We start from the raw sequence: 26,229 nt of genomic DNA, 5'->3' as shown, positions 1-26,229 counted from the left end.
ATCCCGAATGACTGTCCTTGCAGGAAGCAAGCAGACGTCGACCGCACAAATCACCTGCAACACTATGTGGCGAGGCTGCCGGCGAAGTGCAATCCCGATCCTGACATCGCGCAAATAATTGGTCGGCTCAGGCACCGTTGGGCTCGCCGGGTCCCAAGAACCATGGCCGCGGCGCATTGCGGAAAATCGATTCCCCAAGCCGTCATCAGACCGGCGCCTTCGCCTTCAGGCTTGCGGCAGCCATTGCATAGCCGCCGGCGGCGCCATCGATGAAGTGAACATGATCGCGCTGCAGCGGCGAGATGACGAGGCATGTCATCAAGGCCGACTTCTGGCGGTGCAGGCCATAGTTGCAGATGCCGGCCTCTTCCGCTTGTTTCAGCCGGTTCTCGATCCGCTGCAACACATCCGCGTCGACGTCGATGGTCATCTTCAAGCCGTCGTCGAACTTGCGGAAATCCGAATTGCTGGCCACCTCGCGCTTGTAGACCTTCGGATCGAAACCGCCGATCGTCCAGCCCAATTTGTCGGTGACGGCCGTAAGCGTCATCAGGAAGATCACCCACAGCTTGGCCAGCCACCGCCGCCCCGGCGGCGCCGTGGCCCGTGCCTCGACATCGAGACCGGCGGGCAAGACACTGTAGGCCGGACCGTCCACCGGCACCGGGTGGCCATCGCGCTCCTGCCTGCCGGCAAGGGCGATGATGTCGGAAGCCAGAAACTGGAAACCACGCAAGTCGCGCGATGCCCCCGGCACGGCTATGATCGAGACAATTTCGCCATGCCGGGCTTCGATCGGATTCCAGCGGCAGGAGAGGCCCGTCAGATCCGGCCGCGCGCCCGCCGGCGCGGGGTCGATGCGGTAGCGCCCGGCTTTCATTTCGGCTTCCGCCCAACTGCCGCCGCCGCCGGCGAACATGGCATAGAAGGCTGCTTCGGAGGCCTGGAACCTCGCCACGCGAACGTCGAGGCCTTGCGCTCTTATGTCCTTTATCGGCACGATTGCGGCACGCAAGGTCAGGTCCAGTTCGTCCGCCACCCATCTCTGGACAGAAGCCAGCGCGATACGGGCGATCTCCAGCGCCGAGCCGGGAAACGCCACGAGCGCGCCGTCGCCGCCGAAGACGAAGGGAAGATCTTGCCGGCCCAGCGCGTTGAGAAGCGCCGAAATGACGCTGGCGCCGGCCATATTGACGGTTTTGTAGCGCCCGGCCTCGATCGCCTTGGTCGAGCCGACGATGTCGGCGGTGGCCAGCGCCCAGCCATCGGGGAGAGGCCGATAGTTGTCGATATCGGCAACGCTTTCGAACTTTGCGAAGACCGGCAAAGAAGCGACGAACGGGTCGGACGCGACAGCTGTTTCCATAAGCATCAGATAGCACATTCCAGCGCTTGAAGGTGAAGTCGATCATGCCTCGAAATTGACTTGGGCAGGCTTTGCGATGATAGGATCGCGCGATGCGAATTGCCTTCTACGCCCCGCTGAAGTCGCCCAATCATCCCGTTGTCTCCGGCGACCGCCAGATGGCACGGATGCTGGTCCGGGCGCTGCGGCATGGCGGGCATAGCGTCGAACTGGCATCGGAGTTGCGCTTCTATCTACGCCAGCCGGAACCGAAAAGTTTCGATGCGCTCATGATCGAGGCCCGGGACGAAGCCGCGCGACTGACAAGGCTTTGGGACCGTGACGGCAAGCCCGATCTCTGGTTCTCCTATCATCCCTACTACAAGGCGCCCGACCTGATCGGGCCCGAGCTGGCGTTGGCCTTTGCCGTCCCCTATGTGACGGCTGAAGCCTCCTATTCCGAACGGCGCAACGCCGGTTCGTGGGCCGATAGCCAGGCATTGGTGGCGCGAGCCATCGAACAGGCGGCGCTGAACATCTGCTTCACGCAAAGGGATCGCCAGGGGCTGGCGGATGCTGTTCCCCACGCCGCTCTCGGTATGCTTTCACCCTTCATCGACACATCGGCATTCCACGAAATGCCGCTACTGGATTATCCCACGCGCCTCGTGACCGTCGCCATGATGCGCCCGGGCGACAAGGTCTTGAGCTATCGCATGCTGGCGCAGGCGCTCGGTTTGATCGGCCATCTCCCCTGGACGCTATCGGTCGTCGGGGACGGACCTGCCCGTGACGAGGTAAAGGCGCAATTCGCCGGCTTGCCCGCCGACCGTATCGAATGGCTTGGCGCGATTGAGCCGGTCGCCGTGCCGGCTGTCCTCTATAGCGGGGGAATCTACGTCTGGCCGGGTTACGGCGAGGCCTATGGCATTGCCTATCTTGAAGCACAGGCCGCCGGCCTTCCGGTGGTGGCTCAGGACATTGCCGGCGTGCCGGAGGTCGTGCGGCATGGCCAGACCGGGTTTCTCACCCCGCCAGGCGATGTAGCGGCGTTCGCTTCCGCAATTGCAAGGCTTCTGGCCAATAATGATGAAAGAACCATCATGGCTGCAGAGGCCAGACGTTTCGTTCTCGAAGAACGCTCTCTCGGTGCTGCAAAGGCCCGTCTGGCGGAACTTCTCAAGATGATCCCGTTGTCATGACATCCGACCCGATTTGGCAGCCCCTGGTGGACGAGCTGGCGCACCGGCAACGGGCGGGCCGCAAGGCAGAGTTCTGGCTGCGCGACGATGACGCCGTGGATCCGACGCCGGCGCTCGATCGGTTGCTCGACCTCACCGGTGACTTCGGGGTGCCGGTCACTCTGGCCGTCATTCCGGCCCGGACCGACGGGACGCTTGTCGTCCGGCTTGACGCGGCGCCGCATGCCACGGTCGCCATTCATGGCTGGGCGCACCGAAATCATGCGCCCGAGGGTCAAAAAAAGCAGGAGCTTGGCGCGCATCGGCCACGCGAGGTGGTGCTGGATGAGCTGGCCGGCGGGCTGTCGCGTGTAAGCGGCCTGCACGGCGCACGTGCGGTTCCGATGCTGGTGCCGCCCTGGAACCGGATCGACGCCGGCCTGGTACCCGACCTCCGATCGATAGGATTTGCGGCATTGTCGGTGTTCGGGCCGCCAAGGCCGGCTTCCCTGGCGGTCATCAACAGCAATGTCGACATCATGGATTGGCATGGCACGCGCGGCTGCCGCGATCATGGTCTGTTGGTTCAGGCCATCGTCGCGCAATTGCAGCGTGCATTCGGCGGCGGCGAACCGGTCGGCCTGCTCACCCACCATCTCGTCCATGATGAATCGGCCTGGCTTTTCCTCGAACGGCTGTTCACGATCACCGCGCGGGCAGAAGGCTGCGCATGGCTTCCGATCAGCACACTGACAGAACGCAGCGCCGGAAAATAGCTCAGCGCTTTTTGTGCAAGACTGGAAATGTGAGCGTCTGGCCATCCCGCGCCGCAAAAGCGCCGGCAAATCTGTCTTTGGCCAGTTTCTCCATCTCGTCCAGCTCATCGTCGGTGCGTGCCGGATCGTGGTGAAACAGCGCAAGCCCGCGCGCGCCGGCCGCCTCGCAGAGCTTGACGCCCTGTTGCCATGTCGAGTGCCCGTTGCCGCGGTAGCGCTCCATTTCCTCCTCGGTGTAGGTGCAATCGTAAATGACGAGGTCGGCATTCTCGATCAGGCCGAGCACCGCCGGATCGAGTTTGCCCGGCTCGTGCTCGGTGTCTGTGATGACCGCCACGACGCGGCCCCCCATTCGACCCGGTAGCCGATGCAGCCGCCCGGATGGGTAAGACTACCGGTCCGCACAACAACTCCTTCGCGCGGCCGAAGCACGTCTCCGGATGCGAAATCGCGGCAGTCGAGGCTCGCCTTGCAGACACCGAGTGTCACCGGAAACCATGGCGGCCGAATGAATTCATCGACCATCTGCCGCGTCGTCATGCGTCCAGCCAGATGCCCGGACCAAAGCGTAACTTTGATGCCTCGTTCATAAATAGGCTTGAAAGCCGGCAGCCCGATGACGTGGTCGTAGTGGCAATGGGTGAAAAACAGGTCGAAATCGGTGACGCCCGCCGCCCGAAGCGTCCTGCCGGCAGGCCGCAAGCCGGAGCCCGCGTCGAACAGAAGCGTATGCTTGCCGCATTGCATCTCGATGCAGATCGTGTTGCCGCCATAGCGAGCAAATTCTGGCCCCGACACCGCAATGCTGCCGCGCACGCCCCAAAACCTGACAAGGAAGAAATCGTCGTCCATGCACCCTTTCGCCCATCGTAGCCAACCAACTGCTGCCAGAGTCGTTCCAGGAAAGGTGTGACACGGTTCCGGAAACTGCATCAAAACAAAGAAACAGAGCGGCTCGCCGCTTCAGTGCAACTGTGAATCGCTCTCGGCCGTTCGTGCGTCGATCAGGTCCGCGGTCGTACTGCTTAGCCTATCGGCAAGAACCCGCAATATCTCGATGGTCATTTCGGGAAACTCCTTCATAAGCCTCAGGAAATGGTCCTTGCGGATTCTCAAGGCCTCCAGCTCACTTGCCGCTTTGACGGTGGCAGTACGGGAGCTGTTGCACAATATGGCAATCTCGCCAACGATCGAATTTGGCAGCAATTCAGCAACTTTGATCGGCCCATTGTCGGAATCGACCAGAATATCCGCGCTGCCCGAAAGGATGACATAGGCCGCGTCTGCCTCGTCGCCCTGCCGGAAAAGAATCTGGCCGGCACTGTAGTTCACGCGATCGGACGTGAACGCGAGCAGCTTGAGCTTTGTCGGCTCGATGCCAGAGAACAAGGGAACGCGTTGCAGCATTCCAACTTCATCCTTGAGCAGCATTGTCGCAAACCTTCCTGAATTCGCGTTTGCCAGACTATGACACAAGTTCCTTGAAGATACCGTTTCCCGCCAAGAGTGTCTCGTGTGTTCCGTCTTCCACCAATTGGCCTGAGTCAAAGACCACAACCCGATCGAACATCGCCGCCATTGCCGGATTCGTCACCACCCACACAATTGCCGGCGAATGGCCGTCGCGTCTGGCTTCGTCGAGCACATTCCGCAACACTTTGTCCTGCACGCGCTGGTCGAGCGCTGACAGCGGCCGATTGAGAATGAGGAAATCGGGACGCTTGAGCAAGGCGCGGGCAACATCGAGCTTCTGTCGCTGTCCGCCGGTCAGCCGCCTGCCGGCGGCGCCGACGTTGAAGTCCAGGCCGACATCCAGAAGCTCGGCATAAAGTCCCAGTTCGTCAAGAATATCATAGACGATGGAGCGAATACGGTCCGGCGCGTCGGGATGGTTGTTGCCGACACGCCCGAACAGGACGTTGTCCATGACGGTGGCCGCGGCGATGTATTTGGCAGGATCAAACCGTTCGACAGCTTTCTCCAGCTCGGCCGGCAGGTTTTCATAGAACTGGTTGCGTGCAGCGATGATCTTGCTCATCAGCTCGTCGGTCAACAGGCCGAAGCGATGCCGGGGCTCGATATAGGCAAAGCTTAAGGTGACCATCATGGCGCGGTCGTTCTCCGAAACCGCATCGTAGGGGCGATTCTTGAGCCGTTGCAGCAAGGTTTCGTAGGCGGGTATCTCCTCGGCGCTCATGAAGGCGAGCTGCTGGAAGAACTGATGTTCGGGCGGCAGGTCGGCAAACAGCTCGATCGCCTGTTCGGCGATCTCCATGCCCATTTCGTAGAGCGTGCGGTCGAGGCCGGCTTGCTTCAGCACGGAAGCAAAATAGGGATTGGACGCCAGTGCCTTGTGAGCCAGTTCGGGGCCGGCCGCAGCGCCGAAGAGCAGGTTCTGGCCGATCGTCGCTTCCTTGTTGTAGGCGCCCGGTTCAAAAGGAACCACCAGCGCGCTCAGGCCTTCTTCCTCCAACCGGGTTCGCAGCGCCGCACGCAATTCGACGATCCGCCCGGCAAGCTTCGTGTGGCGCTTGAGGTCGGCCGAAGAGCGCAAGCCTAGATCCAGAATGTCGCGCGACAGAAGAACCGCGTCGAGCACCCGGCGCACGGCTTCAAAGAGGTCGTGCGGGCCGGTGGCGCCGGCGGAGGCATAGTTGATCCAGTCGCTGCGGATATCGAGATCCGGATTGCCCGACCGGCGCGCCTCGTCGATATTCCAACGGTGCTGGTCCGCCGCGGCGCCGTCATATGTCACCGATGTCAGCGGCGCATGCTTCAACCCGTAGAGCAAATTGTCGCGCAGGCTTGCCTGGAACAGGAAAACATCCGACGAAGCGTAGGACATGCGCCGGCCGGTCACGGCTTCGGGGAGATCGAGCAAGTCATCGGAGCCCGAAACGATCCTTCCACTATCCGGCCAGGTCAGCCGCGCAAAGGCTTCCGCAAGCGCCTCCGCTCCCCCTGTTGCGGTGCTGACCAGCGCCACCGTCTCACCCGGCTTGACCTCGAGCGAGATGCGATTGAGGAGCATTGCGCCGCCATCGTCGGCTATCGACAGGCTGATCGCCGACAGCGGCTTGGTCATCGGATCGGGATCGTCGATCGTCAGTGCTCCGATTTCCGGCGCGATGATATTCTCGACGGTGAACTGTTCGACGACCTGCTGATATTTGACCTGGACATCCTGCCGGTCCTGATCCCAGTCGATCAGTTCCTTCATCGGTCCGGGCAAGTCCTTGTAGGCGCCAATCACGGCCACGAGCTGGCCGACATCCAGCCGCCCCTGGATGACCAGATAGCCACCGATCATGTAGAACAGAAAGGGCGTGAGCTGCGCGAGAAAATTGTTGAGGAACTTTACCATGAATTTCCATTGGTAAAGATCGAAGCGGATTTTGAAGATGAGCCCGAGCCGGGCTGCTATGTCGGCGCGCTCGTAATTCGACGTATCGTGGACGTGAACCGCGCCGATGCCGTCGACGATTTCGCCAACCCGGCCCGACAGCGCGCGCGCCGTCAACTGCCGCTGGCGCCCCAGCACGAGCAGCCGCCGCCGCATTCGCGGGATAAGCACGATCTGGATCGCCACGATCACGACCGCTATCATTCCGAGCCAGACGTTCTGGACCATGATGAACAGCATGGCCGTCAGCGCCTGGCCGCCGAGCAGCACCGGCTGCAGGAAGGCATCGCCGATGAAGCCGCCCAGCGGCTCCACCTCGTCCTTCACCATGGTCGCCACTTCGGCGGATTTCACCCGCTTGAAGTAAACCGGCGGAAACCGCAGCACACGATCGACCAGGTCGAAACGAATACGCCGCAGCATGCGTTCGCCGAGCCGGCCCTTGTAAGTGTTGATGTAGAGCTTGAACAAGCCGTTGATGACGACCAGCAAGAGGAACACAAGGCTGAGCGCAAGCAGGGTCGACGTGCGGTCCAGTTGAAAACCGGAGAAGAACTGGACCTCGCCGATGAACGGCAGATTATAGTGCAACCGCATGAATGGCAGGGTCGCGCCCGGTTGCTCGAACCCCTTGCCTTGGATCGGGCCGTTGACGATCAGCTTCGGCAGGTCGAACGACATGAAATACGGGACCATCGAAAGCACGACGATCATCAATATCCAGAGCTGCTGCTTCCTGGTGTGCGTCCAGATATAGCGGGCTAGGCTGGTTTCCATATGCGATTGTCAGTTTGAAGGATGCAGAATGTAAAGGCACCTGCTGGCGAATGGTGTATTGGCCATGTCTTCGCCGCCAACGACGATCTCGAAGCGGCAGCTGCGCGCCAGGCGGATGGATGCCGATGGTCCGGACAAATGCAATCGGCCTCCTCCGGGCAATGGCGAAACGGCTTGCGGCACAATCGCGTCCGCAAGTCGAACAGCCTTGCATGAGGCAAGATTGCGTTGTGTCGCCCGAAATCCCAACATAGAAGACGAATATGATGGATGTCACGCAACCACGCAATGCCGGCATGGATGGGCATGAGCAAGCCCTGGACCTCACGCGGGGAATTGCCGCCTATGTCGACCACCCTCTCGTGGCCGGGCTGGCGCGCGTCATCGCCAAGCATCCGCAGGCCAATATCGCGAACGCCTTCAACCACAAGCAGGTCGCCTGCAAGATGTGGGCGCTCGACAGGCTTTTCGAAAGCTGCGGCGGTCGGTTCGAGCGCATATGGGTTCTGGGTGGATGGTACGGCGTATTGCCGGCGATGCTTTTCAACGACGCCCGCTTCGACATCGCGGCGATCGACAGCATCGACATTGATCCCGAAGTCGGCGCGGTCGCCCGGACACTCAACCGGCAAGCCGGCGACCGGTTTCAAGCGCTGACGGCAGATATGTACGCACTCGACTATGCCGCCGGCGGGCCCGACTTGGTGGTCAATACGAGCTGCGAACACATAGCCGACCTCAGCGCCTGGCTTGCCCTGCTTCCGCGGGGCACGAACGTGCTGCTGCAGTCGAACGACTATTTCAGCGAGCCGACGCACATCAACTGCGTGGCGTCACTTGCAGCCTTCGAAGCAATGGCGGCGCTGCGGCAGATCAGGTTCTCCGGCGAATTGCCGACAAAAAATTATACACGCTTCATGCTGATTGGAACTGTTTGAAGCGCTCGCGCAGGATTTGCGCCGAGCGCCGCGCCCCTTCCAGATCGAGGCGATGCGCGGCTGGCGGCGGTCCCGCAAGCGCCTGCTCGGTCGCATGCGCCAGACCTTCAGGCGTCAGGTCCTGTTCCGTCAGCACCGTTGCAAGACCGAGCTCTTCGAGTAACAGGGCGCGACGCGTCTGCTCGGTTTCCCCGCCGGCTGCAAATGGAACGAGCAGCGAGCGACACCCCGCGCGCAGGACATCGCAGACCGTGTTGTAACCGGCCTGCGAGACCGACAGGCGGGCGCCGGTCAACAGGCTGGCGAAATCCTCGCGGAACCGGAAGATGGACAGGCGTGGGGAGGCATCGCGTGAAATCGCGTCAAACTCGTCCTTCGGCAGGTTTGGGCCGGTGATCAAACACCATGTCCAGGCGTTATCGGCATTTCGCGCCGCCGCGACGGTGGATCTGACAAGGCTCTTTCCGGCCGCCCCGCCGCCAACCGACACCAGAACGTCGAAGCGCTCTGAGGCCGCTTGCGTCGGCGGCGCGGCAACGAGCCCGGTGTAGGCGACCTCGGCCCTGATCGCCCCAGCCAGCGGAAATGTCTTGTCGATGGTTGCGAAAGCCGGATCGCCATGGACCATGACAAGATCGAAATGCCTGTTGACGATATCGACCGTTTCTTCGTTTCGGCTCGGCTTCACGCGCTCCTGAAGGATGTCGCGGACGGACGCCGCCAGCAGCGGTCTGGGCGATGTCGCTTCGATGGCCTCGATCAGTGGCAAGAGTTCGAAACGCATCTGCCGGCGTCCAAAGGGAAACGCCTCGATAATGACGATGTCGGGCCTGTAATCCCGGAAAGCCTGCAGCAGCATCTCTGAGCGCCGCGTCTTGAAATCATCGTCGACGGCTTTGCCCTGCAGGTCGACAAGTCCGGAAAATCCTTCGTCACCGGAGGTGACAGGCGGCAGGGTCACGGATTTTACACCCGATCCCGGAAATCCCGCGATCGGCGCTCCGCCGGTCACGACGGTGACGTCGAACCCGTCATCGACCAGAGCCGCCGCAATGCGGCTGGCGCGCGCGAGATGGCCGATGCCGAGCAGGTGCTGAACATAGAAGAAAGCGCGCAGCCGCTTCATTCGGCGGCCCGCCACTCCCGCTCGAACAGTTCCTTGAGCTGTCCAATGCCTGCCACATGATCGAAATTGCTTCGCACGCGCCGCTCCGCGGCGTCGCCGAGGCGGACGCGCAGGACGGGATCGCGGATCAGGCGCTCCAGCGCCTGTGCCAGGGCAGTCGGGTTTTCCGAGGGAATCAGCAGCCCGGTTTCATCCGACGATAAAAGCTCCGGCACGCCGGATATATCGGTCGACACGCAGGCAAGCCGCTGGCTGGCCGCCTCCACCAGAACATTCGGCAGGCCGTCCCGGTCGCCATCCGCGGTGATCCTGCAGGCCAAAGCGAAGATGTCGGCGCTGCGGTAGTGCTCAAGCACCTCCTCCTGCGCCAGCGCGCCTTTCCAGGAGACGCGCCCCTCCAGCCCGAGCCTTTGCGCCAGCGCCTTCAGCCGTTTCAGTTCCTCGCCGCCACCGATATGCTCGAAACACCACGCCAGATCGCCAGGCAAGAGGGCAAGAGCCTCCAGCAACGTATCATAGCCTTTCTTTTCAACGGCGCGTCCGACACTCAAGATCATGACCGGTTCGGCCGGCGCCGAGCCGTCACGCTGTTTTCGCGCCTCGCCGAAACTGCCGAAGCGGTCAAGGTCGAGCCCATGATAGCTTAGATGCACGGACGAACTGCCGTTGGCGAGTTTTTTCAGACGGTCGAAGCCGGTTTTCGTGCACGTGACCGTCCAGCGCGCCGAGGAAAGCTTGCCGGCCAGATCCCAGTCCGCCGACGTCCAGATGTCCTTGGCATGGGCTGAGCAGCTCCAGGGCAACCCACGAAGCTGGCTGGCATAGCGCGTCACCGATGCCGGCGTGTGCGCGAAATGGGCATGCAGCCAGCCCGCGTCTTGCGGCCATTCGGCGGCCAACACGAGCGCTTGCCCGAAGCGGCGCGCGCGATTGCGGGTAAAGTCGCGGCGGATATCGGCAGCCAGCGATTTGAGCGCGCGCCAGAAGCCAGGCCGCGGCAGACAGGCAAACAGCGACCGAACCACGCGCAGCGGCTCTCTGTGCAGATATTCCGGTAGATAGTGGACGGGGGCCTTGATCTCGTCATGCACGGGATGACGTTTTGCGTCGGTCGGCCGCCTGAGCGCGAAAAGTATCAGGTCGAACCCCGCACGCTCGAGACCGAGCAATTCCTGCGCGATGAAGGTTTCCGACAGCCGCGGATAGCCCTTCAGAACCACGACGATCTTGCGGTGTTGCAACTCAGTTCATGCCTTCAATGACCGAAAGGTGATGGCCGGCCCGCCGGTCGAGCAGTTCCGCCACGATTTCGGAAATGTGAGGCAGCCCTTCCAGCGTCAGATGCGCATTGCTCTGCGATGGGCGGGGCCGGTCCGGCAACACCTGCAGCGCATCGGCGAACCGCTGGGCATCCTCGGCCTCCTCAGGCAAAAGCATCTCGATGAGGCCGAGTTCGGCTGCGCGCCGTGCCCGGATCAGCTGTTCCTCGCGCGGCGTGACGCGCGGCACGATCAGCGCCGGCTTGTCGAAAGACAATATCTCGCAATAGGTGTTGTAACCGCCCATCGCCACCACCGCCTTGGCGCCGGCAATCAGCTCTTCCATGCGGTTGTCGAATTCGATGATCTTGACGTAGGGGATCTTGGCCCCTTTCCTGACCAGCTTGTTGCGCTTGCGCGCCGGCATGTAGGGCCCAAGCACGATCAGCGCCCTGTGCTGCAATCGCGGATCCTGCTGATAGGCCTCGATGACGTTGTGGATCAGGTCGGCGCCGTCACCGCCGCCACCGGTGGTAACCAGGATATAGTCGCCCTCGGGCCGGTGGCCGGGCAACTGGTTCTGCTGCAGGCTCCGTTGCAGGAAACCGACGAACTTCATCTTTGCCCTGACCGCCGGCGGCACGTCCAGGCCGGTCAACGGATCGTAGAAATCCGGCGGGCCATAGACCCAGACCTTGTCGTAGAACAGGCCAATCTTGCGCATCACATCCCTGCGTGCCCACTCCGCTTCGAGCAAATGCGGCGCGTCCATCACCTCGCGCAGGCCAAGCACGAGCGTGGTGCCCCGCGTCTTGAGGTAGGACAGCGTATCCTCGATCTCTCCGCGCAGCCCCAGCGGTTCCTTGTCGACGATGAAGATATCCGGCCGGAAGCTCTCGGCCGTGTGGCGGATAATCGACTGCCGCATCCTTAGCGTCTCGTGCAGATCGATGTCCTTTTCCAGCGAGGTGTATTCGCCGTTTCGCAGCTTGATGACGCTGGGGATCTTCACGAAGTCGACGCGGGCGCGGTAGTCGAAGGCGCCGGCGATGGTGGCGCCCGAAATGATTAGCACCTGAAGTCCGCGGAAATCCCCGACCAGCGAATGCGCGATCGTTCGGCAACGCTGCAAATGGCCGAGCCCGAACGTGTCGTGGCTGTACATGAGAATTCGTGCGTCTTTTGCGTGCTGTGTCATTGTGAACGTCTTTTAGAATTCTCGCCGGACCGTGGGCAACCCCGCAGGCTTCGAAACCATTCTCGCGGGTCTATCGACCTGTTTTGAAACATGGGGGCGAGAGGTACGCAACGGCATTCTTCACCAGGTCACGAATGCCAGGGGCGCTGATTGTGGCGCCATGCCTTGTCTTCGCCGACGATAGACGGCCCGAGCACAAATCTCTGTCATGAGGCTTGACCCCGTGGAATTAAATGCCCTGCGGCCTGAGGCAGGCAAAGCGCACATTGCGAAAAATCAAGGGCGACCAAGGCGAAACGAGGCTGCCGCACATTGTGAGGAGAACCCGCACCTTGGGAAAATGCTTCATAATCCATCGAAACACAACGGCCGCCAGAGGCCGCACGTTGCGGCCTTTTATCCTGCCATCAGCCTTGGCCTGTGGCAAGCGTCCGGTCCTTGCACCGTTGAAGCTGGTGCAATCTCGCGTCATGCCGGCTTCCTCCGTCATGTGGAGGATAGCTGCGGCCCCAATGAGATTCGTCAGCCAGGCGACCCATTCGCCAGATCCGTCACAAAGCTTTGCGTGAACACGCCGGCCGGAAGGACGGCTACGCCAACCTTGCCCTTGTCGTCCTCGGCGTTGCCAGCAGCAGACTTGTCTCGCTGCCGGTTATCCCCGGGATGAGCCGTATCCGCCTAAGCACCGCGTCGAAATCGGTGAGCGACGCCGTTCCGAGTTCGACCACCAGGTCCCAGCGGCCATTGGTGGTGTGAATGGTCGAAACCTCGGCGAGGCCGCCGAGCGCCCGGACCACGCGGTCGGCGGCATGGCCCTCGATCTCGATCATCATCACGCCGCGTATCCGCTGGTCGACCGCGTCGGCGCGCAGCACCACCGTGTAGCCGATGGTCTCGCCCGTTTTTTCCAGCCGCTCCATGCGCGCCCTGACCGTGGCGCGCGACACCCCGAGATCGACCGCGAGATCGGAGATGCTGCGCCGGGCATCATGCCTGAGCAGCGTGACCAGCCTTTCGTCGAGCAAGTCCATGATTCTATCCACTTTGACCAAACTGACTTATCGAATTGATAAATCATTCTTCTCGAAATGTCAATTTCGCCTGTTCAAACTGCCGGTCCAAGATGGTTCATTCCACGCATCAATTGCCCAATCAATTTGCAAGGACACCAAAAACCATGCGCTGCAGGATCGTTGGCGCGCCGGTGCAGGACGGCGCCGGCAGGATGGGATGCGAGATGGGGCCGAGCGCGCTGCGCACGGCCGGGCTTGTCTCGGTGCTGTCGGAACTCGGCCACGAGGTCGAGGACTGGGGCGCGGTGCAACCGGCCGCCGTGCGCGCAATCGTCCACGGCAATCTCGCGCTGAAGGCCCTGCCGGAGATTTCCGCCTGGACGGCGGCAATTGCCGAGACCGCCTATGCGGCTTCGCGAGACGCCATGCCGATCTTCCTTGGCGGCGACCACGCGATATCGGCCGGCACGGTGTCGGGCATAGCCCGCCGCGCCGCCGAACGCGGCCGGCCGCTCTTCGTGCTGTGGCTCGACGCACATCCCGATTTCCACACGCTCGATACCACCGTCAGCGGCAATCTGCACGGCGTGCCGCTCGCCTATGCCAGCGGCCGGCCGGGCTTCAACGGTTATTTCCCGGACCTGCCTGTCGCCGTCGACCCTGCCCACATCTGCGTCATGGGCCTGCGCAGCGTCGATCCGGCGGAGCGCCGGGCGCTGAGCGAAGCGGGGGTTACCGTGCACGACATGCGCACCATTGACGAGCACGGCGTTGCACCTTTGCTGCGCGCCTTCCTGGCCATCGTCGAAAAGGAAAAGGGCCTGCTGCATGTCAGCCTCGACGTCGACTTCCTCGACCCCTCCATCGCGCCGGCCGTCGGCACCACCGTGCCCGGCGGCGCCACCTTCCGCGAGGCGCATCTGGTGATGGAGATGCTGTCCGACAGCGGCCTGGTCTCCAGCCTCGATCTGGTCGAGCTCAACCCGTTCCTCGACGAGCGCGGCCGCACCGCCACGCTGATGGTCGACCTCGCCGCCAGCCTGATGGGCCGCCGGATCATGGACCGCCCGACCCGCAGCCATTCCGGAAGCATTGCATGACCCAGCCTTCCCGCCTTGCCATCGTCCCCTTCGTCAGCGTCGACCGCATGATGAAGCTGGTGCTGACCATCGGCGTCGAGCGGTTCCTCACCGAACTCGCCGCCTATATCGAGGAGGATTTTCGCCGCTGGGAGCTGTTCGACAAGACGCCGCGCATCGCCTCGCACAGCCATGACGGCGTCATCGAACTGATGCCGACCAGCGACGGCCGGCTATACGGCTTCAAATATGTCAACGGCCATCCCAAGAACATGCGCGAGGGGCGCCAGACCGTCACCGCCTTCGGCGTGCTCGCCGATGTCGGCTCCGGCTATCCGATGCTGCTCACCGAAATGACGATCCTGACGGCGCTGCGCACCGCGGCGACCTCCGCTGTCGCGGCCAAATATCTGGCGCCGAAAGGCGCGCGCTCGATGGCCATCATCGGCAATGGCGCCCAGTCCGAATTCCAGGCTGTCGCCTTCAAAGCGCTGCTCGGCATCGACCGGCTGCGGCTCTACGACATCGACCGCTCGGCTTCGGAAAAATGCGCCCGCAACCTCGCCGGCAAAGGCTTTGACATCACCATCTGCGCCACCGGCCAGGATGCTGTGGAAGGAGTCGACATCATCACCACGGTGACCGCCGACAAGCTGTCCGCCACCATTCTGACCGACAACATGGTCGGTTCCGGCGTGCACATCAACGCGGTCGGCGGCGACTGCCCCGGCAAGACGGAACTGCACCGCGACATCCTTTTGCGCTCCGACATCTTCGTCGAGTTCTCGCCGCAGACGCGCATCGAGGGCGAAATCCAGCAGCTCCACGCCGACCATCCGGTGACCGAGTTGTGGCAGGTGATGACCGGCAAGGCGGAAGGCCGCAAGACGGCGGAACAGATCACCTTGTTCGATTCCGTCGGCTTCGCCACCGAGGATTTTTCCGCACTGCGCTATATCAGAGACCAGCTTCAGGCCACCGGCCTCTACGAGGAACTCGACCTGCTCGCCGATCCCGACGAGCCGCGCGACCTCTTCGGCATGCTGCTCAGGGCAGCGCTGCAGCCGGCAGCCGGCCTGAGGGGCTTCAGCCGCGCAACGGCGCGCAGCTCTCCCGTTCGACGAGCACCGGGGTGAGCACTTCGCGGCGCGAATGCGCCGCCGGCTCGGCAACCCGCTCGAGCAGCAGGCTGACCGCCCGCGTGCCGATCTTCTCGACCGGCTGTGCGATCGTCGTCAGTGGCGGCCAGGTGGTGACGGCATAGGGTATGTCGTCGAAGCCGATCATCGACATGTCGCCGGGGACCCGCAATCCGCGCCCGCGCAGCACTGTCAGCGCGCCCATGGCCATCAGATCGTTACAGGCAAACAGCGCCGTGATCCCCGGCGCCTGCGCCATCAGCCGCTCCATCGCCATGCGGCCGCCGGCGAAGTGGTAGTCGGAATCCACCACCGAGGCCGGCGGCAGGTCGAGGCCGGCTTCCTGCAGCGCCCTGGCGAAGCCGCGCAGGCGGGCGGGGCTGGAGCTGGAATCGCGCGGGCCGCCGATGACGCCGATCTTCTCGTGACCGAGCCCGGCCAGATAGCGGCCGGCGAGATAGCCGCCATAATCGTGATCGACCAGCACGGAATCGACATTGACCGAATGGATCTCGCGGTCGATCAGCACCGCCGGGACGCCGGGCAGAAGGCTGGAGAACACCCGCGCATGATCGGACGAGCCGGCAAAGATCAGCCCGTCGATCTGCTTGGCCATCAGCACCTGGAGGTAGCGCTCCTCCTTCTCGGCGCTGCCGTCGGAGTTGCACAGGATCACCGTATAGCCGGCAAGGAAGCCGGCATCCTCGATCTGGCGTGCCACGCCGGCGAAGAACGGATTGGAATTGTCCGGCAGCAGCAGGCCGATGGTCTTGGTCTCGCCGCGCCTCAGGCTGCGCGCCAGCGTGTTCGGACTGTAGCGCAAGGCGGCGATGGCCGAATGCACGCGCTCGGCCGTCTCCGGCTCGACATGGCGCGTGCGGTTCATCACATGCGAGACGGTTGCGACCGACACTCCGGCATGGCGCGCGACATCGGCAATCGTCGTCATTTCTTGTCCCCTAGTGCATGTCGCCCGGAGTGTCCGGCGGATCTGGGAAAATGACATCCATAAAACAAAAACCAAAAAGCGCGACGCGCTTTATCGGATCACCCTCAACAGCTTTTCCCGATAGGCATCCAGAATGACGGCGAGCACAATGACAAGGCCTAGCACGATCGGCTTGAAATTGTCGCCGACGCCGAGCAGCTCGTAGCGACGCCGGCGACCGGGCCACCGATGTTGACGCAACAGATAGACCATGGCGACGATGCCGGCGCGTTCTCCCTTCCGCCGGAGCGCTGTATCCTTCTCAGGCTAGTGATTCCCGCAGACAGGAAACCTTCATGAACGGCGTGACGCCCATACTTTCCACCGTGACCGCCTCGTTCCTTGCCTCCTTCGTCGAAGTGGTCGAGGCCTTCACCATCGTGCTGGCGGTAGGCGTCACCCGCAGCTGGCGGCCAGCGCTGACAGGCGCGGCGCTGGCGCTGGCGGTGCTGGCGGCTCTGGTGCTGGCCTTCGGACCGCTGCTGGCGCTGATTCCCATTGCGGTGCTGCAGTTCGTCGTCGGCGTGCTCCTAGTCCTGTTTGGCATGCGCTGGTTGAGAAAGGCCATTTTGCGCAGTGTCGGCGTCATCGCCCTGCATGACGAGGACGCGGCCTTTTCAAAGGAAACCGCCGCTTTGCAGCAGCAGGCCAATGACCGCCGCGCCGATTATCTGGCCGGGCTCGCGGCCTTCAAGGCGGTGCTGCTCGAAGGTGTCGAGGTGGTGTTCATCGTCATTGCCGTCGGCGCCGCGCATGCACAGACCTTCTATGCCAGCCTTGGCGCGTTGGCAGCCTTCGTCCTGGTAACGATCATCGGCCTTGCGGTGCACAGGCCGCTGGCGCGGGTGCCGGAAAACGCGCTCAAATTCGCCGTCGGCCTGATGTTGACAAGCTTCGGCATTTTCTGGACCGGCGAAGGCCTGGGCACCGACTGGCCGGGCGCCGATCTGGCGCTGCTGGCCATCTTCGCAATCATCGCCGTCGCGTGCTTCGCCATGGTGCGCTGGTTGCGCGCCAGCTACCCCAAGGCTGCACAAGGAGTTGCTCGATGAACGTCGTCCGCCTCATTCTAAAGGAGCTCGTCGGCATGTTCATCGACGACGGCAGCCTTGCGACGCTGGCGCTGCTGTTGATCGTAGCGATTGCCGCGGCAGTGAAGCTGCTGGCGTTGCCGCCGCTTGCCGGCGGCGTCCTGCTTCTGCCCGGCTGCCTCGTCATCCTGCTCTACAGCGTGCGCCGCGCGGCACGGCGCTCCGGTCAGTAGAGGGTGAAAAACACCGGCAGCATGCCGCTGATCCGCAACTGCTCAATCGTCTCGATGGCCGGGAACAGCGCCAGGAAATAGAGCCCGTCCGTGAATGTCCGCCGCAACGCCTTTGTCGAGAACCGGCGTTCGGCTTGATCGTGAAACAGCAGCGGGTTCGGCCAGAAAGGCGGCGTGCGTTCGGCATAGACGCTGTAGGCGGGGACCGAACTTTCCAAACAGGAACTCGGCTTCCTTGCGCACCGTCACCCGGAACACCAGGTAGCTCACCAGAGCCAGCGCCGCCGCCACCAGCACCGAGCCGTACATCAACCCGACGCCCGCCGCGCCGACCGTGGAAAAGAAGTAGAGCGGGTTCCGGCTCATCGAGAACGGGCCGATGGTGACCAACTCGTCGTTCTTCCTTCCGCCGACATAGAGAATGCTCCACAGACGGCCAAGGAAGCAGACCAGCACGAAGCCGATGCCCAGCGCCTCAATGTATCCGTGCCCGTCCGAGCCTTCGACGAGAAAGGGCTTGGTGAACAGCAACAGCATGACGGCGAGGGCTGCCGCCACTTGTATGACGAGCAGGCGCTTGTGCTGGTCGAACGCCTTCGCTGCCGGCTTGGGGGGAGCGTAGCTCATCATAGTTCCTGCACCCCGGCAGGGCTCATAGCGCCGGTGTCTCGCCACCCACTAGCGAGACGGGGGCCGACTATCTGGCCGTCAATCTTGGCTTCGGACTGACCGTCACCTCGCTGATCATGACCGGCATCCTTGTCGTCGCGCTGGCGCTGCAATTCGCGCAGAAGCGTTATGTGCCATGCCTATTGGCTGGCGGTGGTGCTGATCAGCGTCGTCGGCACCTTGATCACCGACAATCTGGTCGACAATTTGGGCGTCCGTCTGCAAACCACCACGATTGCCTTGGGCGATGTCCATACTTGGGCAAAGCCGGTATTCATCGTTCTGATCTGCATTCATGCCGGTGCGGCACTCTTCCATCATTTTATTCTGAAAGACGCCGTGCTGCGCAGGATGCTTGTCCCTGCGCGCGATCCGGTCGGATGACACTTATGGACATGTGCAACGACCACGAGCGACCAGGCGCCGGCGGATATTCTAGGAACGGACCGCCGCCGGTGCTAGCATGCCGCTCTGGCAAAGCCTCGGCAACAGACCGGAACAGAGATGCGACTTCTCCTTGTTGAGGATGACCCCAGGACCGCAGACTATGTCGTCAAGGGCCTGAGCGAAGCCGGGCATGTCTGCGATCTGCTGCGCGACGGGCATGACGCGCTGTTTGCCGCGACACGCGACGCCTATGACGTGATCGTCGTCGACCGCATGCTGCCCGGCCTCGACGGCCTGTCGATGATCAAGGCGGTGCGGGCGGCGGGCGTGCGCACGCCGGCGATCTTTCTGACCTCGGTCGGCGGCGTCGACGACAGGGTTGAAGGGCTCGAGGCCGGCGGCGACGACTATCTCGTCAAGCCATTCGCCTTTTCCGAACTGCTCGCCCGCATCAACGCGCTCGGCCGTCGCCCTGCGGTGCAGGAGCTGAAGACGACGCTGCGCATCGCAGACCTCGAAATGGACCTGATCCAGCGCCGCGTCACCAGGCAGGGCCAGGCGATCGACCTGCAGCCGCGCGAATTCAGCCTGCTCGAAGTGCTGATGCGCGGCGAGGGCCGCGTCATCACCCGCACCATGCTTCTGGAACGGGTCTGGGATTTTCACTTCGACCCCAAGACCAGCGTCGTCGAAACCCATATCAGCCGGCTGCGCGCCAAGATCGACAGGCCGTTCGAAACCGCGTTGATCCACACCGTGCGCAACACTGGCTACAGTGTTCACGACTGAGGCGCGGCATGACAGAAACTTGCCATGACTGAAGCTTGCCATGACTGAAACGCACTATGACTGAGACAGGCTCTCGCCTGCTGCGCAGCACGCCGTTTCGGCTGGCCCTGACCTTCGCCTTGCTGTTCGTGCTCGCCTTCATCCTGTCAGGCGCCATCGTCTACCAGCTGATGAGCGCGGATCTTGCCGAGCAGCTCGACCAGTCGGTCAAGGAGACCTATTCGGTCGTGGCGGTGACCTATGCCGGAAACGACCGGGAGGATCTGGTTTCGGCAGTCGACAGCCACGCCGCGCTCAGCCCGAGCAAGGAACAGCTGTTCTCGCTCACCGATCCCGCCGGCAATCGCCTGGCCGGGAATTTCACCGCCGCCGACCTTCCCGATGGCTTTTCGGATTTTGCCGCTTCCCTGCCAGGCGTTGCGCCGGACACTATGTACCGCGCCTGGACCGGTTCGGTCGGGCCCAACAGCCTGACAATCGCCTTCTCGCTCTCCGAAACCGAGGAGCTGGAACGCATCGTTTTGATGAGCTTCGGCTGGGCCACCCTGATCATTTCAGGGCTGGCGGTGGCTGGCGGCGCCTTGCTGGCGTCGCGTGTGCAGCGTCGCCTCGACGGTATTGCCACCACCATGGACGATGTCTCCAACGGCCGGCTCGACGCCCGCATTCCACTGCTCGGCAATGGCGACGACATTGACGGCGTCTCGCGCCAGGTCAACGCCGCGCTGGAGCGGCTGGCGGCGCTGGTGGACGGCATGCGCCAGGTCAGCGCCGACATCGCGCATGATCTGAAGACGCCGCTCAACCGGCTGCAGATGATTTTGGAAGCTGCGGCCGACAGGACCGCGCGGGGTGAGGCCGTTGCCGATGAGCTGGCGGAGGCACGTGGGGAAAGCCTGCAGATCAACGATACTTTCGATGCGCTGTTGCGTATTGCCCAGATCGAGGCCGGCGCCCGCAAGTCGCGCTTTGTCGATCTCGACCTCACCGGCGTCATCGATGCCATTGCCGAAATCTACGCCGGTGTCGCCGAGGATGACGGCAAGTCGCTGTCGGCCACGATCGTCCACGGCACCCCATGCCTGGTCCACGGCGACCGCGACCTGCTGACGCAATTGTTTGCCAATCTGGTTGAGAACGCGCTGCGGCATTGCCCCGATGGCACGGCAATCCTTCTATCGGTGCGGCGGCAAGGCGACCGCATTCTGGCTGAGGTCGCCGACAATGGCCCCGGCATCCCGGCGCAGGAGCGCGAAAAAGTGTTCCAGCGGCTCTACCGGCTGGACTCCAGCCGCACCACGCCCGGCAGCGGCCTGGGCCTCAGCCTTGTGCGGGCCATCGCCGACCTGCATGGTGCAACGATTGCGCTGGAGGATCGCCGGCCTGGGCTGGCGGTAATTGTCGGGTTTCCTCGGGCGGAGGGCACCGGTCCCGGCTTGAAATGACAACGCCAGAGCCAGGTCGACCCCACTCCGTCGAGCGAAGCAGCGACGGAGTGGGGGAAGGCGCTCATGAAACGCCAAGTCGCTGACAACTTTCTCCAAGTTGATGATCGCATCCGACAAAGGCGGTCGCGATTAGCCTTGCACATGTTTCCACCCGGAACGGCTGCGGGTTGATCAAGATGATCGTTGAACCTATCGGCCCACCGCACCCCGGCGAAAATCCGAGGGCGACATCCCTGCCAGCTTGCGGAAGGATTTGTTGAAGGCGCTGAGCGAGCCGAAGCCTGAATCCATGGCGACGCGCAGCACATTGGCGTCTTCATGCATCAGCAGCGCCTGCGCGTAGCTCAGCCGCAGCAGATTCATATATTCGTTGAGCGTCATGCCGGTCGATTTCTTGAAAATGCTCATGGCGTATTTGGGATGGATGTCGGCCGCCGCCGCGATGTCGACGCAGTCTATGTCGTAGAGGAAATTCTCGGCGATGAAGTCGCACATGCGACCGACATTGCGCAGCGATTGCTGGTCGAACGGGCCGCCGGGTTCCTGGCCGATGGCGGTTTCCGGCACCAGCCGGTAGGGCTCGAAGCGCACCCGCTCCAACCGCAGCAGCAGCTCGTTCACGGCGTGCTCGGTTATCGCCGCATCGCCCGAGCGGAAATAGCGGTTCCAGCGCTCGAAATTGTGATGGTCGGCCTGGTCGGTCGCCGATGTCACCAGCGTGGCGCCGGTCATCAGCCTGTGGCGGACATCCGTCGGCAGATGCAGGCGGAAGAAATGCACCAGCGGCAGATGCGCGCCGGCATAGATGGCGTCGTCGGAGAGATCGTCCATCTGGTGCGGCAGCCCGCCCCAGAACAGGCACATGTCGCCGGCCGACAGCGAGATCTCGTGCTCGTTCATGCGGTAATGCACGCTGCCGCGGACGATGAAATTGACCTCGACCTGGGCATGCCAGTGCGGCTTCAGCATCACCAGCGGATGGTTGTGAAACATCTGCAAAGCCATCGGCAGGCCTTCGACGCTGCTGGCGCCAGGCTGGTAAAACGGCCGTTCCGGCATCTTACTTTCCGCCCATCTTTTATTCCCGTTGTCAGGGACAAGCCTTCCGCGCCGCCTAGTCTAGCCATGCTCGCGAAGAGAGAGCAAATGAAATGGGAGGATTTCAATGCGCACGACACTGATCTGTGCCGCGCTGGCGCTTGGCCTGGGCTCAGGCCCGGCTTTGGCGCAGTCCGGCGAAATCACGATCTGGAGCTGGAATATCGCCGCTTCGTCGCTGAAGGCGACGGTGGCCGGCTTCAACAAGCAGTATCCCGACGTCAAGGTCACCGTTCAGGATCTCGGCAACCAGCCGACCTATGACAAGTCGATCGCCGGCTGTGCGGCCGGCGGCGTCGGCCTGCCCGATATCGTCTCGATCGAAAACGGCGAGGCCGAGAACTACTGGAGCCAGTTCCCCGATTGCTTCGTCGATTTGCACACGCTGGGCTACACCGCCGACGACCAGAAGAAATTCCCGGATTTCAAGCGCACCGAATTGGAGGTCGGCGACAAGGCCTATGCCATGCCGTGGGATTCCGGCCCAGTCGCCGCCTTCTACCGCCGCGACTTCTACGAGAAGGCCGGGGTCGATCCGGCCTCGATCAAGACCTGGGACGATTTCATCGCCGCCGGCAAGAAGGTCCAGGCCGCCAATCCCGGCGTCACCATGACCAATGCCGATTTCAACGGCGACACCGAATTCTTCCGCATGATTTCCAACGAACAGGGCTGCGGCTATTTCGCCGCCGATGGGCAGTCGATCACCGTCAACCAGCCGAAATGCGTCGACACGCTGGCCAAGATCAAGGACATGAAGGACGCCGGCATCATCTCGTCGGCCGACTGGGGCACCAAGATCACCAACAACACCGCCGGCACCGTCGCCACCCAGGTCTATGGCGGCTGGTATGAGGGCACCATCCGCACCGAATCCGCCGGCGAAAACGGCAAATGGGGTGTCTATCTGATGCCGAGCCTGACCGCCGACGGCCCGCGCGCCGCCAATCTCGGAGGCTCGTCGCTCGCCATCACCTCGGCCTCGAAGAACAAGGAGGCCGCCTACGCCTATCTGAAATACACGCTCGAGACCAATGAAGGCCAGATCACCATGCTCAGGGATTTCGGCCTGGTGCCGTCACTGATCTCGGCGCTCGACGATCCCTATGTCTCGCAAGGCCTGCCCTATTGGGGCGGCCAGGCAGTGTGGAAGGACATTCTCGCCACGCTGCCCAAGGTGGTGCCGAGCCGCGGCACGCCGTTCCAGAGCGACGCCGAAATCATCATGCGCGCCGTGCAGACCAAATATCTCGGCGGCGGCTATCCCGATGCCAAGGCCGCCCTCGACGACGCCGCCAGCCAGATCGCTTCGGCGACTGGATTGCCGGTAAAGTGACGAAGGCGGAGATGCTGGCGGGCCAGATATAGGGCAATTTGCCGGACTGTTGGCGCTGCCCCTCACCTGCCTGCCGGCATCCTCTCCCCGTATAGTGGCGGGGAAAGGGACGCTCTCGCCCAACAGTGCGCCAATTGCCGGCGGCGTCCGCCGGCTAACAACACGCCGGATATCAGCCGGGAAAGAGGAAGGAGGAGGAAACCATGCGCTACCAGAACGCCACGGCCTATCGCTTCCTTACGCCCTACCTCCTGATCTTCGCCATCTTCTGGGTGTGGCCGATCATCTCCTCGTTCATGATTTCCTTCCAGGCGACGCGCACGGTGCCCTGGCGCTTTGCGCCGACGTTCAACTGGGGCCGCCTGATCGGCGACCCCGCTTTCTTCAACGCGCTGAAGAACACGCTGCTCATCCTCGTCATCCAGGTGCCGGTGATGATCTCGCTGGCGATCATCATGGCGGTGCTGCTGAACTCGCCGCTGCTGAAAGCACGTGGCCTCTACCGCTTTGCCTTCTTCGCTCCGGTGGTGGTCGGCGAGGTCGCCTATTCCGCCGTGTTCCGGCTGATGTTCAACCTGGATTTCGGCATCATCAACAAGCTCCTCGCCGGCGTCGGCCTGGCCAAGATCGACTGGTTCTCCAACGTCACACCGGCCATGGCGCTGATCATGATCGCGGTAACCTGGCGCTGGGCCGGCTACAACGCCATCATCCTGCTCGCCGGCCTGCAGTCGATCCCCGAGGACGTCTATGAAGCAGCGACGCTCGACCGCGTCAGCAAGCTCAAGCAGTTCTTCTACATAACGCTGCCGCTGCTCAAGCCGGTCATCGTGTTTTGCGCCGTGCTGTCGATCATCGGCACCATGCAGCTGTTCACCGAGCCGTTCCTGATCACGGAGCGCGGCGGCCCCGGCGGCGGCACCGAGACGCTTGGCCTGCTGCTCTACCGCCAGGGTTTTCGCTCGCTCAATTTCGGCTACGCCTCGGCCGTCGCCTACACCATGGCGGGGCTGGCCATCGCCATCACGCTGGTGCAGCTGTGGCTGACAAGAGAGCCGAAATGAGTTCGCTGTCGCAACGCCGGCTCGGCCGCAGCGTCCTGCTGCATCTGGTCCTGACACCGCTGGCGGTGATCTGGCTGTTTCCGCTGTGGATGATGGTGGTGTTTTCGACCATGCCCGACAACGGCATTTTCAGCCCCGGCATAGAGCTTCTGCCGCACGGCAATTTCGTCGACAATTTCAACAACCTGCAGCGCGACACCAATTTCGTCGGCGCTATCGGTATTTCGGTGGCGGTGGCGGTGACCTACACCTTCTTCTCGGTGCTGCTGACCTCGATGGCCGGCTGGGCGCTCGCCCGCTATCAGTTCTTCGGCAAGGGCGCGGTGGTGGCGATCATCCTCGGCACCATTACGCTGCCCTATGCGGTGGTGCTGATCCCGCAATTCATCATGGTGGCGCGCGACTTCCAGCTCGCCAACACCTGGATTGCGCTGATCGTGCCACCCTTGTTCAATTCGCTGGGCGTGCTGTTCATGCGCCAGGCTTTCTCGATGATGCCGGCCGACCTTTTCGACGCGGCACGTGTCGAGGGCGTCAAGGAATGGCGTATCTTCCTGTTCGTCGCTTTGCCACTGGCGCGGCCGATGCTGGCGGCGCTCGCCATCATTCTGTTCCTCGCTTCGTGGAACAATTATCTCTGGCCGCTTTTGATCAACAGCCAGCCCGGCGCGATGACCGCACCGGTGGCGCTGGGCACGCTGATCGGCCTGACCAAGGTCTCATGGGGCGGCATCATGGCCGGCGCCGTCATGCTGACCGTGCCGATGCTGGTCGTCTTCGTTCTGCTGCAGCGCCATTTCATCGCCGGCATCGCCGCCGGCGCCGTCAAGTAGGACTAGAGCGATATGGCGGCAGTCACCCTCACCAATGTCGTAAAACGCTTCGGCGTCTATGAGATCATCCATGGCGCCAACATCGATATCGCCGATGGCGAGTTCGTCGTCTTTGTCGGCCCGTCGGGTTGTGGAAAATCGACGCTGCTCAGGATGATCGCCGGGCTGGAGGATATCAGCGGCGGCGAGATCGCCATTGGCGGCAAGGTGATGAACGATGTCGAGCCGGCCGAGCGCGGCATCGCCATGGTGTTCCAGTCCTACGCGCTCTACCCGCACATGAGCGTGGAGCAGAATCTGAGCTTTGGCCTCAGGATGACCGGCAACCCCAAGGAGGACACCGAGCGGCGGGTGAAGCGGGCCTCCGAAATCCTGCGCATCACAGAGTTGATGACGCGGCGGCCCAGGCAATTGTCCGGCGGCCAGCGCCAGCGCGTCGCCATTGGCCGCGCCATCGTGCGCGAACCGCAAGTCTTCCTGTTCGACGAGCCGTTGAGCAATCTCGACGCCGAGCTGCGCGTCCAGATGCGGGTCGAGATCTCGCGCCTGCACAAGGAGCTCGGCACGACGATGATCTATGTCACCCACGACCAGACCGAAGCGATGACGCTGGCCGACCGGATCGTCGTGCTGCGCGGCGGCCATGTCGAGCAGATCGGCCGGCCGCTCGATCTCTACGACAATCCCGACAACCAGTTCGTCGCCGGCTTTGTAGGCTCGCCGAAGATGAATTTCATCAAGGGCCGCGTCGTCGGGCGCAACACGAGCAGCGTCACCGTCGAGCTGGTAGGCGAGGAAAAGACCCGCATTATGCAACCGTTGACCGGCGCCGTGCCAGAAACAGGAGCCAAGGTCATTGTCGGCGTGCGGCCCGAACATTTCGGCAATGGCGGCGAAGGCGAAGCCGACCTCACCGTCGGCATCGACGTGGTCGAGCATCTCGGCGGCACCAGCTTCATCTATGCCAGGACCGCCCATGGCGAAGACCTGGTGATCCAGCGCGACGCGGCAAAGGTCCCCGACACCCAGGAGATCACCGTGTCCATCCGCAAATCCTATCTGTTCGATGAAGACGGCCAGCGGCTGCGCTGAGCGCTTCCAGCCTTGCAAGGAGAATGA

24 protein-coding genes and 3 pseudogenes are annotated in these 26,229 nt (G+C 62.7%); 14 read left to right on the top strand and 13 right to left on the bottom strand.

The features are described 5' to 3' along the window. Positions 1-205: 205 nt before the first annotated feature. Positions 206-1,384 carry a DUF3095 domain-containing protein gene (locus tag NKL04_RS25630; protein WP_023702553.1) on the bottom strand — a complete coding sequence of 393 codons (1,179 nt, stop codon included), beginning with the start codon at positions 1,382-1,384 and terminating at the stop codon, positions 206-208. 74 nt (positions 1,385-1,458) lie between these two features. Here NKL04_RS25630 and NKL04_RS25625 point away from each other — a divergent pair, with 74 nt between their 5' ends. Both NKL04_RS25625 and NKL04_RS25620 read left to right on the top strand, forming a co-directional pair. Beyond that, positions 1,459-2,547, top strand: a complete 1,089-nt coding sequence (locus NKL04_RS25625; protein ID WP_023702552.1) for a glycosyltransferase family 4 protein — start codon at positions 1,459-1,461, stop codon at positions 2,545-2,547. Beyond that, on the top strand, positions 2,544-3,302 hold the full coding sequence (locus NKL04_RS25620) for a polysaccharide deacetylase family protein (protein ID WP_023672142.1): 759 nt from the start codon (positions 2,544-2,546) through the stop codon (positions 3,300-3,302). Before NKL04_RS25625 ends, NKL04_RS25620 begins: the two co-directional genes overlap by 4 nt. 1 nt (position 3,303) lies before the next feature. On the opposite strand, the pseudogene NKL04_RS25615 reads toward NKL04_RS25620, so the two are convergent. The 3 genes and pseudogenes from NKL04_RS25615 to NKL04_RS25605 all read right to left on the bottom strand — a co-directional run bounded on the left by NKL04_RS25615 (position 3,304) and on the right by NKL04_RS25605 (position 7,482). Then, positions 3,304-4,154 (bottom strand): annotated as a pseudogene (locus tag NKL04_RS25615) (MBL fold metallo-hydrolase). Positions 4,155-4,265: 111 nt separating this feature from the next. After that, positions 4,266-4,733, bottom strand: a complete 468-nt coding sequence (locus NKL04_RS25610) for a cyclic nucleotide-binding domain-containing protein (RefSeq protein WP_023672144.1) — start codon at positions 4,731-4,733, stop codon at positions 4,266-4,268. A 34-nt stretch (positions 4,734-4,767) separates the two neighbouring features. Continuing rightward, the gene (locus tag NKL04_RS25605; protein WP_023672145.1) at positions 4,768-7,482 is read right to left on the bottom strand and encodes an ABC transporter transmembrane domain-containing protein; all 2,715 of its coding nucleotides are present in this window, start codon (positions 7,480-7,482) and stop codon (positions 4,768-4,770) included. Between the two features lie 266 nt (positions 7,483-7,748). Here NKL04_RS25605 and NKL04_RS25600 point away from each other — a divergent pair, with 266 nt between their 5' ends. Beyond that, on the top strand, positions 7,749-8,420 hold the full coding sequence (locus NKL04_RS25600) for a class I SAM-dependent methyltransferase (protein WP_084558991.1): 672 nt from the start codon (positions 7,749-7,751) through the stop codon (positions 8,418-8,420). Here the strand turns inward: NKL04_RS25600 and NKL04_RS25595 are convergent. The 5 genes from NKL04_RS25595 to NKL04_RS25575 form a co-directional block, all read right to left on the bottom strand. Beyond that, a complete protein-coding gene (locus tag NKL04_RS25595) occupies positions 8,398-9,546 on the bottom strand; it encodes a glycosyltransferase family protein (RefSeq protein WP_023672148.1) in 1,149 nt (382 codons plus the stop codon). The genes NKL04_RS25600 and NKL04_RS25595 overlap by 23 nt on opposite strands. Further along, on the bottom strand, positions 9,543-10,787 hold the full coding sequence (locus NKL04_RS25590; protein WP_027050454.1) for a glycosyltransferase: 1,245 nt from the start codon (positions 10,785-10,787) through the stop codon (positions 9,543-9,545). Before NKL04_RS25590 ends, NKL04_RS25595 begins: the two co-directional genes overlap by 4 nt. Position 10,788: 1 nt before the next feature. Continuing rightward, positions 10,789-12,003 (bottom strand): glycosyltransferase family protein, encoded by a 1,215-nt coding sequence (locus NKL04_RS25585; protein WP_031209749.1) that lies wholly within the window; start codon positions 12,001-12,003, stop codon positions 10,789-10,791. Between the two features lie 229 nt (positions 12,004-12,232). Further along, on the bottom strand, positions 12,233-12,493 hold the full coding sequence (locus NKL04_RS25580) for a hypothetical protein (RefSeq protein ID WP_023685066.1): 261 nt from the start codon (positions 12,491-12,493) through the stop codon (positions 12,233-12,235). A gap of 100 nt (positions 12,494-12,593) precedes the next feature. Next, on the bottom strand, positions 12,594-13,034 hold the full coding sequence (locus NKL04_RS25575) for an Lrp/AsnC family transcriptional regulator (protein WP_023702548.1): 441 nt from the start codon (positions 13,032-13,034) through the stop codon (positions 12,594-12,596). 146 nt (positions 13,035-13,180) lie between these two features. Here NKL04_RS25575 and rocF point away from each other — a divergent pair, with 146 nt between their 5' ends. Together rocF and ocd are read left to right on the top strand one after the other, a co-directional pair. Then, a complete protein-coding gene (rocF, locus tag NKL04_RS25570; protein ID WP_023702547.1) occupies positions 13,181-14,116 on the top strand; it encodes an arginase in 936 nt (311 codons plus the stop codon). Next, complete coding sequence (gene ocd, locus NKL04_RS25565) at positions 14,113-15,231, top strand: ornithine cyclodeaminase (RefSeq protein ID WP_023702546.1); 1,119 nt, start codon at positions 14,113-14,115, stop codon at positions 15,229-15,231. The genes rocF and ocd overlap by 4 nt, the downstream gene beginning before the upstream one ends. Here the strand turns inward: ocd and NKL04_RS25560 are convergent. Next, positions 15,182-16,183, bottom strand: coding sequence for a LacI family DNA-binding transcriptional regulator (locus NKL04_RS25560; RefSeq protein ID WP_023692902.1), 1,002 nt, complete (start codon positions 16,181-16,183; stop codon positions 15,182-15,184). The two genes, ocd and NKL04_RS25560, sit on opposite strands and share 50 nt — an antisense overlap. Positions 16,184-16,273: 90 nt before the next feature. Beyond that, positions 16,274-16,459 (bottom strand): annotated as a pseudogene (locus tag NKL04_RS32190) (ABC transporter permease); the annotation flags it as partial. Between the two features lie 59 nt (positions 16,460-16,518). Between NKL04_RS32190 and NKL04_RS25550 the strand changes: the two are divergent. Together NKL04_RS25550 and NKL04_RS25545 are read left to right on the top strand one after the other, a co-directional pair. After that, the gene (locus tag NKL04_RS25550) at positions 16,519-17,274 is read left to right on the top strand and encodes a COG4280 domain-containing protein (RefSeq protein ID WP_023702545.1); all 756 of its coding nucleotides are present in this window, start codon (positions 16,519-16,521) and stop codon (positions 17,272-17,274) included. Continuing rightward, the gene (locus tag NKL04_RS25545) at positions 17,271-17,486 is read left to right on the top strand and encodes a hypothetical protein (protein ID WP_023672157.1); all 216 of its coding nucleotides are present in this window, start codon (positions 17,271-17,273) and stop codon (positions 17,484-17,486) included. Before NKL04_RS25550 ends, NKL04_RS25545 begins: the two co-directional genes overlap by 4 nt. Positions 17,487-17,528: 42 nt before the next feature. Here NKL04_RS25545 and NKL04_RS25540 read toward each other — a convergent pair whose 3' ends face one another. Continuing rightward, on the bottom strand, positions 17,529-18,113 hold the full coding sequence (locus NKL04_RS25540) for a methyltransferase family protein (protein WP_348529217.1): 585 nt from the start codon (positions 18,111-18,113) through the stop codon (positions 17,529-17,531). Between the two features lie 56 nt (positions 18,114-18,169). Here NKL04_RS25540 and NKL04_RS25535 point away from each other — a divergent pair. The 3 genes and pseudogenes from NKL04_RS25535 to NKL04_RS25525 form a co-directional block, all read left to right on the top strand. Beyond that, a pseudogene (locus NKL04_RS25535) lies at positions 18,170-18,539 on the top strand (hypothetical protein); the annotation flags it as partial. Positions 18,540-18,659: 120 nt separating this feature from the next. Beyond that, positions 18,660-19,331 (top strand): winged helix-turn-helix domain-containing protein, encoded by a 672-nt coding sequence (locus NKL04_RS25530; protein ID WP_023672160.1) that lies wholly within the window; start codon positions 18,660-18,662, stop codon positions 19,329-19,331. Between the two features lie 56 nt (positions 19,332-19,387). Next, positions 19,388-20,776, top strand: coding sequence for a HAMP domain-containing sensor histidine kinase (locus NKL04_RS25525; protein WP_023692904.1), 1,389 nt, complete (start codon positions 19,388-19,390; stop codon positions 20,774-20,776). A 192-nt stretch (positions 20,777-20,968) separates the two neighbouring features. Here NKL04_RS25525 and NKL04_RS25520 read toward each other — a convergent pair whose 3' ends face one another. Then, entirely contained in the window at positions 20,969-21,838 is an 870-nt protein-coding gene (locus NKL04_RS25520) for a helix-turn-helix domain-containing protein (protein WP_023672161.1), read from the bottom strand. A gap of 106 nt (positions 21,839-21,944) precedes the next feature. Here NKL04_RS25520 and NKL04_RS25515 point away from each other — a divergent pair, with 106 nt between their 5' ends. The 4 genes from NKL04_RS25515 (at position 21,945) to NKL04_RS25500 (ending at position 26,202) form a co-directional block, all read left to right on the top strand. Continuing rightward, on the top strand, positions 21,945-23,213 hold the full coding sequence (locus NKL04_RS25515) for an ABC transporter substrate-binding protein (RefSeq protein WP_023702540.1): 1,269 nt from the start codon (positions 21,945-21,947) through the stop codon (positions 23,211-23,213). Between the two features lie 203 nt (positions 23,214-23,416). Next, entirely contained in the window at positions 23,417-24,277 is an 861-nt protein-coding gene (locus NKL04_RS25510) for a carbohydrate ABC transporter permease (RefSeq protein WP_023672163.1), read from the top strand. After that, positions 24,274-25,110 (top strand): carbohydrate ABC transporter permease, encoded by an 837-nt coding sequence (locus NKL04_RS25505; protein WP_023672164.1) that lies wholly within the window; start codon positions 24,274-24,276, stop codon positions 25,108-25,110. The genes NKL04_RS25510 and NKL04_RS25505 overlap by 4 nt, the downstream gene beginning before the upstream one ends. A 12-nt stretch (positions 25,111-25,122) precedes the next feature. Then, positions 25,123-26,202, top strand: coding sequence for an ABC transporter ATP-binding protein (locus NKL04_RS25500; protein WP_023687606.1), 1,080 nt, complete (start codon positions 25,123-25,125; stop codon positions 26,200-26,202). Positions 26,203-26,229 lie beyond the last annotated feature (27 nt).

Origin of the sequence: Mesorhizobium sp. C264A (assembly GCF_040324515.1) — a bacterium.
Taxonomy (GTDB): domain Bacteria; phylum Pseudomonadota; class Alphaproteobacteria; order Rhizobiales; family Rhizobiaceae; genus Mesorhizobium.
Note: the sequence above shows the minus strand (reverse complement) of the source record. Positions and strands in the feature narration are given on the sequence as shown.